The following is a 2,646-nucleotide window of genomic DNA, read 5'->3' as shown; positions in this document are numbered from 1 at the left end:
GCGCGGCCCCGGCGAGACCAAGATCGAGCTGGACCGCCGTCGCATCCGCCAGCGCATGGCCAAACTCCGCCGTGAGATCAAGGCCATGGCCCCCTCCCGCGAGGTCAAGCGCGGCTCGCGGCGCCGCGGCCCCATCCCCTCGGTGGCCATCGCCGGCTACACCAACGCCGGCAAGTCCTCCCTCATGAATGCGCTCACCGGCGCCGGCATTATGGTGCAGGACGCCCTGTTCGCCACCCTGGATCCCACGGTCCGCAAGGCCGAGGCCGCCGATGGACGCATCTACACCCTCACCGACACGGTCGGCTTCGTGCGCAACCTGCCGCACGAGCTCATTGAGGCCTTCCGCTCCACGCTGGAGGAAGTCGCCGAGGCGGACCTGGTGCTGCACGTCGTCGACGCCGCCCACCCCGACCCGCTCGGCCAGATCGCCGCCGTCCACGCCGTCCTGGCCGACATTCCCGGCGCCCTGGACGTTCCCGAACTCATCGCGCTCAACAAGGCCGACCTCGCCGACGCCGTCACCCTGGCTGCGCTGCGCACCCGCCTGCCCGACGCCGTCGTCGTCTCCGCCCGCACCGGGGAGGGGCTGGAGGAACTGCGCAGCCGCATTGAGGCCCTGCTGCCGCGGCCCGACGTGGCCGTCGACGTCGTCGTCCCCTATACGCGCGGCGACCTCGTCTCCCGCGTCCACGCCGACGGCGATATCACCACCATCGACTACGTCGAGGCCGGCACCCGCGTGGTCGCCCGAGTAGACGCCGCCCTCGCCGCCGAGCTGACCGCCGTCGACGCCGCCCCCTCCAGCCTCGCCGACGCCGGGTGAACCCCGAGTGAGCACTGCGCGCGAAGTGACAGCGCCCGCGTCCTCGGGAGCGGACCCGGACGCGGCCGCTGCGGACGGGGCGGGAACGGCCGAGGCGTCTGCGGAGGTGCGCACCCAGGCGGCCCTGACGGAGGCGGTGCGCCGACTCGGCGGCAGCCCGCGGGAAGGGCAGGCCGAGATGGCCCGCCGCGTGACCCGCGCCGTCGAATCCGGCACTCACCTGCTGGTCCAGGCGGGCACCGGCACCGGCAAGTCGCTCGCCTACCTCGTGCCCGCCATGGTGCACGCCGTCGACGCCGGTGAGCGCGCCGTCGTGTCCACCGCCACCCTCGCCCTGCAGCGCCAGGTGCTCACCAAGGACGCCCCGCTGGCCGCCGACGCCGTCGAAGGGGTCACCGGCACCCGGCCCCATGTCGCCCTGCTCAAGGGCTGGCAGAACTACCTGTGCCGCCACCGCCTGGCCGGCGGCTACCCCGACGACGACGCCGACACCCTCTTCTCCGCCGCCGCGGCCACGCCCCGCGCCCGCATCGGCGAGGGCACCGAGCAGAGCCTCGGCGAGCAGGTGGTGCGCCTGCGGCAGTGGGCCGAGCAGACCACCACCGGCGACCGCGACGACCTCGTCCCCGGCGTCTCCGACCGCGCCTGGGCGCAGGGCTCCGTCACCAGCGCCGAATGCCTGGGCAGCCAGTGCCCCCTGCACGATGAGTGCTTCCCCGTCCTCGCCCGTGCGGCGGCCGCCGAGGCCGACGTCGTGGTCACCAACCACGCCATGCTCGGCATTGCCGTGGCCGGCAACCCCGGGGTCCTGCCCGAGCATGAGGTGCTCATTGTGGATGAGGCCCATGAGCTGGCCGACCGAGTGCGCTCCCAGGGCACCGTCAGCCTGTCGGCCGCCGCCGTGGCGCGGGTGGCCGCGACCGCCCGCCGGCATGCCGGCGTCATCGTCACCGAGCTGGAGGAGGCCGGGCAGAACCTCCAACTTGCACTCGCGGACCTGCCCGACGGGCGCCTGACCGACGGGCTGCCACCCGCGCTGGCCCAGGCGCTTACCGTGCTGGACGGCGCCTGCCGCCAGGTGCTCACCGACGTGCGCGAGGCCGCCCGCGCCGCCGGCTCCTCCGGCGCACAGGGCGGCGCGGAGGCCGGGGGAGTAGCACTGGCCCGCACCGCGGTGGCGGACATGACCGACGTCGTCGAGCGCATGACCTCCGACTCGGTCGCCCAGCGGCGCGACGTCGCCTGGGTGGAGCGGCCCCGCATGGGCGCCGAGCCCCCGCGGCTGACCCTCGCGCCCATCGACGTGGCCGGATCTGTGGCCGACACCCTGCTCGCGGACCGGGCCGCCGTGCTCACCTCCGCCACCCTGGCCCTGGGCGGCAGCTTCAACGCCATGGCGGGCGCGCTGGGGCTCACCCTCGCCGACGGCGGCTGGGAGGGCATCGACGTCGGCACCCCCTTCGACTACGCCCGCCAGGGCATCTTGTATACCCCCACTCACCTGCCGCGTCCCGGGGCGGGCATTTCCGAGGCCGCCCTGGAAGAGGTGGTCGCCCTGGCCGAGGCCAGCCGCGGCGGCATGCTCGGGCTCTTCTCCTCCCGGCGGGCCGCCGACGAGGCCGCCGCCATGCTGCGCGAGCGCACCGACCTGACCGTCTACGCCCAGGGGGAGGACCGTCTGCCGACCCTGGTGGAGGCCTTCGCCGCCGACGAGGACGCCTGCCTGGTGGGGACGCTGTCCCTGTGGCAGGGGGTGGACGTGCCCGGGCGCACCTGCCGGTTGGTGGTCATCGACCGCATCCCCTTCCCCCGCCCCGACG

General features: G+C 74.7%; 2 protein-coding genes. Both read left to right on the top strand.

The genetic code is table 11. The annotated features are described in order from the left end of the window. On the top strand, window positions 1-826 hold an 826-nt coding region (hflX, locus tag RWX45_RS11520), incomplete at its 5' end, for a GTPase HflX (protein ID WP_316023861.1). Between the two features lie 178 nt (window positions 827-1,004). Beyond that, window positions 1,005-2,646 (top strand): ATP-dependent DNA helicase (locus RWX45_RS11515; protein ID WP_316023862.1); only part of this gene is annotated, 1,642 nt, incomplete at its 3' end.

The sequence above is a fragment of the Actinomyces sp. MRS3W genome (assembly GCF_032465695.1).
Taxonomy (GTDB): domain Bacteria; phylum Actinomycetota; class Actinomycetes; order Actinomycetales; family Actinomycetaceae; genus Actinomyces.
This window is presented reverse-complemented; position numbering and strand designations above follow the sequence as displayed.